Source organism: Marinobacter salinexigens (assembly GCF_008370345.1).
In the GTDB taxonomy this organism is placed as follows: Bacteria; Pseudomonadota; Gammaproteobacteria; order Pseudomonadales; family Oleiphilaceae; genus Marinobacter; species Marinobacter salinexigens.
Map to the genome: position 1 here is coordinate 1 of NZ_VTUU01000019.1, position 6,394 is coordinate 6,394.

Annotated in this window: 8 protein-coding genes; 2 read left to right on the forward strand and 6 right to left on the reverse strand. The window is 52.1% G+C overall.

What is annotated here, in order from left to right; genetic code table 11:
- Positions 1 to 215: 215 nt before the first annotated feature.
- The 4 genes from dsbG to FWJ25_RS19005 form a co-directional block, all read right to left on the reverse strand.
- Positions 216 to 983: a thiol:disulfide interchange protein DsbG gene (gene dsbG / locus FWJ25_RS18990; RefSeq protein ID WP_149601835.1), complete on the reverse strand. Its 768-nt coding sequence runs from the start codon at positions 981 to 983 to the stop codon at positions 216 to 218.
- A 207-nt stretch (positions 984 to 1,190) separates the two neighbouring features.
- Complete coding sequence (locus FWJ25_RS18995) at positions 1,191 to 1,589, reverse strand: VOC family protein (protein WP_149601836.1); 399 nt, start codon at positions 1,587 to 1,589, stop codon at positions 1,191 to 1,193.
- A gap of 26 nt (positions 1,590 to 1,615) precedes the next feature.
- The gene (locus FWJ25_RS19000; protein ID WP_149601837.1) at positions 1,616 to 2,086 is read right to left on the reverse strand and encodes a nuclear transport factor 2 family protein; all 471 of its coding nucleotides are present in this window, start codon (positions 2,084 to 2,086) and stop codon (positions 1,616 to 1,618) included.
- Between the two features lie 46 nt (positions 2,087 to 2,132).
- A complete protein-coding gene (locus FWJ25_RS19005; protein WP_149601838.1) occupies positions 2,133 to 2,729 on the reverse strand; it encodes an RNA polymerase sigma factor in 597 nt (198 codons plus the stop codon).
- A 191-nt stretch (positions 2,730 to 2,920) separates the two neighbouring features.
- On the opposite strand from FWJ25_RS19005, the gene FWJ25_RS19010 reads away from it, so the two are divergent.
- Positions 2,921 to 3,490 (forward strand): TetR/AcrR family transcriptional regulator, encoded by a 570-nt coding sequence (locus tag FWJ25_RS19010; RefSeq protein ID WP_149601839.1) that lies wholly within the window; start codon positions 2,921 to 2,923, stop codon positions 3,488 to 3,490.
- Positions 3,491 to 3,607: 117 nt separating this feature from the next.
- Here FWJ25_RS19010 and FWJ25_RS19020 read toward each other — a convergent pair whose 3' ends face one another.
- Entirely contained in the window at positions 3,608 to 5,029 is a 1,422-nt protein-coding gene (locus FWJ25_RS19020) for a dihydrolipoyl dehydrogenase (RefSeq protein ID WP_149601840.1), read from the reverse strand.
- A gap of 394 nt (positions 5,030 to 5,423) precedes the next feature.
- Between FWJ25_RS19020 and FWJ25_RS19025 the strand changes: the two genes are divergently transcribed.
- The gene (locus FWJ25_RS19025) at positions 5,424 to 6,182 is read left to right on the forward strand and encodes an RIO2 family protein (RefSeq protein ID WP_149601841.1); all 759 of its coding nucleotides are present in this window, start codon (positions 5,424 to 5,426) and stop codon (positions 6,180 to 6,182) included.
- 96 nt (positions 6,183 to 6,278) lie between these two features.
- On the opposite strand, the gene FWJ25_RS19030 is transcribed toward FWJ25_RS19025, so the two are convergent.
- A partial coding sequence (locus FWJ25_RS19030) for an integrase core domain-containing protein (RefSeq protein ID WP_149600047.1) occupies positions 6,279 to 6,394 on the reverse strand: 116 nt, incomplete at its 5' end.

The following is a 6,394-nucleotide window of genomic DNA, read 5'->3' on the forward strand; positions in this document are numbered from 1 at the left end:
ATGCCTTCTCCTGTGCGGAATACCGGCGACGGCGCTGCACGCCAGTTATGACTTCGATTCTCTCCACCTTGGACACTCCTTTGCACTAGGTCTATGCCTAGGCCTTTGCTTCTACCAAGGTGTCCGGTTTAAATGGGGGCTACTACAGTAGCCCTGGCGCACTGGCGGTGTTAACGCGGGACAGCTTGCGACCGGCAGGCCGCCCCAAATGATGCCTACGGATTCATGATTTTCTTGAATTCACTTTCGGGCGGCAGTCCAAGACGCATGTTCACGTACCCTCTGCCGTCTTTATAGTAGATCCCCGGAGTGGCGCTGATACCAAGTTCCGACATCAGGCGGTTATTGGCTTCCACTGCTGCTTTGCCGCGCTCTGACACATCGTGTACAGGCACAATACCGCCACTGCGGAAGGTCTCAAAGTTCTTGATCAAGGGTCCATGGGGATTTTTCGAACCTAGAATGGTTGAAGCTTTCGCGACGCTATCGTGAGCCAGCACGCCCACCAGGATATGCCGGATCTGTACTTTTCCGGCATTGAGCCACGGCAATGCGGCCATTCTAAACCTGTGACAATAAGGACAGTTTGGGTCTACGAAGGCGTAAACAACGGTTTCGGCATTGGGGTCGCCGTCCTGTATCCAGTGACTGTCTTCGAGCCTGTTCCACGCCTGTTGGTTCTTGGCATCGATGAACAACTCCTGGACCTTTGGCGCCGAGAGGTTGGTGCCATTCTTGTCAATCAATGTGCCAACGAAAGCGTGTTCACCATCGCGGGTCACATAGATTGTGACGGGAGAGCCCTGTGAATTGAATACGTAGCCTGTCATTCCGTCAATGGCTTTAAACGAAGATACAACTTTCAGACCGCGGTCCGTCACTTGTTTGATGATGTCGGGGTGGCCGCCCGTAGCGTGGGCTGTTGCAGAATAGAGAAAGGCTGCGCTGATTAAAGCAGACAATCCAAAAGATGTTTTGACCATAACTTTTACCCGTTTCCAAACGTGGATTGGTTAGTAGAATTCGCTAGGGTAGCGCCACTTCGGATGCGAAAAGGTGCGGATAATGCTGAAAAACCGGCAGGATGTATGAACTGCTAAATCGGGGAGAAAACGAAGGGGAACACTCCGAAGAATTAGGCGGCGCCGGTGGGCTTTAAACCATCACCGGGCCGCTCGAACCTTCTGTTATTAGTTACCTTTGCATAGAAATTCGACACGAATACCGCTGGGCTCGTAGCACATCATATGCTTGGAAGGCCCGTCTCCGACGTCTTCCGGCGGAAATTCGATTCGAAGTCCAGAATCGGCAATTTTTTGGTGAATCTGCTGGAGAGTTTCCTCGTTCGCAACCCCCAGAGCCAGATGATGAAGACCGACATTAGATCTGCGGTCGAACTCCATGCGGTGATTGGACTTCACCTGCCATAAGGTCAGCATTATCGAGCCGTCGCTAACGAAAACGGCAGGGTATGAAGGTTTACGGAACACTTCTTTCCAACCCAGAATCTGGGTAAAGAAGGCGGTGCTTTCCTCCAGCATGGATACTGTAAGGCCAATGTGGTGCGTGCCTTGGGTAAGAGCTGACATGTGTTACCTCCTGGATCAAATAGATATCAGAGACCCAGATCACTTAGGCCAGGATGGTCATCCGGTCGGCGACCCAGTGGCCAACGGAAAAGCCGATCTGACTCTTTGATGGGGCTGTCGTTGATGCATGCGAATCGACGCTGCATGAGACCATCCGCGTCGAATTCCCAGTTTTCATTGCCGTAGGAACGGAACCAGTTTCCGCTATCGTCATGCCATTCGTAGGCATAACGCACTGCAATACGGTTGTCGGTATAAGCCCAGAGTTCTTTGATCAGACGGTAATCCAGTTCACGATTCCATTTTCGGGTGAGGAATTCTTCGACCTGTTTACGGCCATTGGCGAACTCCGCCCGGTTGCGCCAGCGGGTGTCCTCTGTATATGCGAGGGCGACCTTGGCAGGGTCACGGCTGTTCCAGCCATCTTCGGCAAGGCGAACTTTTTCAATGGCGCTTTCCCGGGTGAAGGGTGGTAGTGGTGGACGTTGGGAAGTCATGTTGGTTCTCCATTTCTTGGCAAACAGATTGGTACGGCCACCTGAATCAGAGCAGGGCGGCCAGTTCGTTTCGTGCACGGTGCAGGATGACTCGCAGGTTTCCGTGGGAAATCTGAAGCACATCCGAAACCTGCGAACCTGTGAGCGAGCTCATGCCCTTTAGCAGAATCGCGTTGGCGTGATCCCGGTTCATATTCTTCATTTCAACTTGAATGCGTTCTTGAACCTTTGCAGTCTGGGTAGCCAACTCCGGTTCGCTAAGATGCCCGGCGGTGCCACCAAATTGGTTGTCTGTAGAGTTATCGGATAACAGAGCGAGGCTTGGGGAGGCAGGAAATTCCCTACGGTTTTCCCGGATCGTATTAAAGGCTTTGTTGGTGACGATCCGGCACAGCCAGGTTTTCAGCGACGAACGACCCTCGAAAGACGCGATGGCTCCAATCGCAGCCATCCAGGTCTCCTGCGCGATATCTTCAGCAACGGCCGCAGAGGTGTACTTGGCTGCCACTCGCACCATAACCGGATGGTATCTCCGGTAAGCTTCATCAAAGGCCCTCGGGTGGCCCGCTTGCAAGCCATCAATCAAACCTGCCTCATGTTCTAAAGCCGTTTCCTTCCGGGTAACTTTAATTTGAATGTCCATCCTGCTCGTCTCCATGCCGTTTTCATAAGTGGTTCGCAAATGAAACCGACAACAACACCAGCCAGAAAATACCCTGTTTCGCTTCCCAATCTGGCACTTCCTGGATTAGACAAGTCGGTCTATTTTTAATGGTAGACAGATCTGTCTATTTTGGTCAAGATATATTCAATGAAAAAGTTGGAGGTTTACCGATGGGACGCAGACAGGATCTGATCGATACAGCACTAAGACTGTTCTATGAACATGGAATACACGCCATCGGAATTAACCAGGTGCTTCAGGAAGCGGGTGTTGCAAAGCAAACGCTCTATAACCATTTTGAGAGCAAAGACAGCCTTGTAGAGGCTGCCGTTGAGCACCGGGACAAACTTTTTTTCCAATGGCTTGAGTCGCGAATGAACAGTCAGCCGGCGGGAAGAGAGGCTCTTATGGAGATGTTTGATGCGGTTCACGACTGGTTCAATGACCGAGTTCCGTCACTCCAGCGCTTCTACGGTTGTTTTTTCATTAACACCTGCGGTGAGTACAGCGACCCGGACCACCCAGTCCACAGGCGCTGCGCGGCTCATAAAACAAAAGTTTTTGAGCTCCTGAAGCGGCACGCGCTAGAAATCTGTACTTCAGAAACAGAAGCAGATGAACTCGCCAATGCGCTGTTTTTACTAAAAGAAGGTGCCATCGTTAAAGCGCACGTTGAAGGCGATCTGGATGCTGCGCTGAAGGCTAAGGCAATTGCCTCAAGGATGATTTCGCCGCACTGAAAAAACTGTTGAATGTCCTGATATCCAAAAAGCGCATCGTGCTGATTTATCAGTAACAGAATCGTACCCACCACCAGGGCAACTCTTGTCGCCTGTGTGTAATAACGCTTCAACAGTTCAAGCAGCTGCATGAGGCGCCTCCTTACGGTCGGCCTGTCTGAGCTTTTCTGCAGCATCCCGGAAGGCGGTGCGAACACCTTCTTCAATAACCGGGTGATAAAAAGGCATTCCGAGTATCTCGTTCACCGTGAGAGACTGCTGCAGGGCCCAGGCCAGTAGGTGACCAATGTGCTCGGCTGCTGGCCCAAACATTTCGGCCCCCAGTAGAATGCCGCTGTGTTTGTCTGCGTAGATTTTCAGCATTCCCTGGTTTTTGGCCATTACGCGGCTTCGTCCCTGATTATGGAAACTCACCTTTCCGGTGATGAAGGTGTGGGGCAGCAGTTCGTGCACTCGTTTGCCAACACTGGCAATTTGCGGATCTGAAAAGACAACGCCCAGCGCGGCACGTCGACAACCGGCTTCCACAGCAGGAAAGTTACCCGCGTTGCTGCCTGCGATACGTCCCTCATCAGAGGCTTCATGTAATAGAGGCAGGTCGTTGGTAGCGTCACCTGCGATGAAGATGTGCGGTGCACTGGTCTGCAAGGTGTACTGATCGAAGCCAGGAACGCCGCGGGCGTCCAGGTCAATGCCGGTATTCTCGAGGCCAAGCTTGTCAGTATTCGGAATACGACCGGTTGCTGCCAGAACATAGTCGACCACGACTGTGTGAACCACGCCTCCGGACGTGCGGTAGGTCACCTGCACACTGTTCAGGGTTTCCTTTGCTGCGAGGACATTAGCATGAAGGACCAGGTCAAATTCAGACCGGAAAGTATCTGCAGCAATTTTACGAATTTCGTCGTCGGCAATTCCGCCAATCGATTCGTTGCGCGACAGCATCGTAACGTCAACGTTTAGCCGGCTCAGAGCTTGTCCCAACTCCAGTCCAATAACGCCTGCGCCGACCACGAGTACGGATTGCGGGAGTTGCTCCAGTTCGAATACATCCTCGTTGATGAGCAGGCGTTTGCCCGCACCTTCGAGTACTTCAGGAATAAACGGTCTGGAACCTGTTGCAATAACAATCCGGTCGGCGGTAATTTCGAGCCCGTTATCAATCTGCAAACGATGGGCGTCGAGGAACCGGGCGTAACCACGGACCTTGTGACTATCATCAAACTCATCGACGTCTTCAACAACAAATCCCACGAAACGGTCGCGCTCTTTTTTCACGCGATCCATGACCGCCGCACCGTCAGTCTCAACGGTCGGGACATTGAGCCCGAAAACCCCAGCATGCTTTGCGCCGTGGGCGGCTTCTGCAGCGGCAATCAGAAGCTTACTGGGCATGCAGCCGACACGCGCGCATGTGGTGCCGTAATGGCTCCCCTCAATCAGCGCGATGCTGTTGGTATATTCGCGAGCTTCGCGATAGGCACCCATACCAGCCGTGCCCGTGCCAATGATGGCAACATCAACTTTTCGTTTGAGCATTTTCACTTTCCTGTAGGTTACGAGGATCGTTCACGCGGTTTGATTGTGATCAGCCGACTGGGTGGCATGGCGCTGCAGGTAGCGGACGATGTGGTTTGTGAACTGACGGACATGGACTGTCTCCTTCGTAGTGAATGTGCCTGCCATTCTCTTTTCTTCAGGCAGACTAGAGGCGGCAGGACGGTTGGAATAGTTGTCCATCTGTTTCAGAGGCACCTTGTTGCCGAGGGAGGGCGTTGAGCAGGAAATATACAGTCATCGATTGCGGCCCACGGGGCCGGTTCTACTCAGGCTTCGTTATCATTCTGCGTGATGACAGAGATACAGCAATAGAATTATTCAGGATCACCGAAGCTCCCAATAATAAGCGTTGATAACGCGTTGGGAGCGAGAAATGAACGGTCAAGCGAACTGTCCTTCACTGGGGCTCGGACTCGAACCGACCAAAGTCAACGATACGGCTAATCAGAAATGGTATAAGCCGATTATCGCCGTTGATGCTGACTCGAGCGGCAACAAACACGTCTATAAGGCTTTCAGGTTTTCCCATGGTCTTTTGGGAAACTACTTCAGGTTTTTGGCAGGCCACGAATTCAGGATGCTGAAGAGTGTTGAGCATCTCGAATTTACTCCAGACCAGATTAGTCGCCGATCAGACGCCTCTCCGACAATCCACTACCGTTTGATTGAAGGTAGTTCGGTAAAAGATGTCGCGGCATGTAGTGGCGTCCCTGAAAACTTCTTTTCGAAGCTATTCAGCGACGTAAAAACGTTGCATCAACATGGCGTTGTGCACATGGATCTTGGCAATTCCGGGAATATCCTGGTTTCTGGCCAGGGTGCCCCGGCCATTATCGATTTCGGTTCGGCGGTGCCTTTGCGCTGGCTGCCATCGTTCGTTCAGAGTTGGGCCTGTCGCAAGGATATCCTCGGAGTTCTGAAACTGTGGCACCGTTTCGATAAGGAATCCATGCCATTGTTTCTGTTGCACTATTACCAGAGCCACTACCGCAAAAATATCTACACTCCGAAGCGCTTCCTGAAAGCTGCGCGTCGGTGGTTAACAGGCGACGCCGGTAACGCGGATCTTTCCGGTGTCACAACTGTTATCAGCGTGTTTTTCGGACTTTTGGTATTGGTGTCTTTCACCTGAAGAGTGGCACTCTGCCGCTCCAATATTGCCTTGAGTCGCCCCCAGGAAATCTGATTATGGGGCATGTCTAGTCCTGAAATAGGTTTACACCTATTTCTATTGAAACGCCCGGTGCACCGCATCGGGCGTTTTGTATTTCAGCGCTAGATGAGGTCGCCTCGTGTTATAGATTTGCACGGACTGATCGACCATCTTTCGCGCTTCAGCCAGGT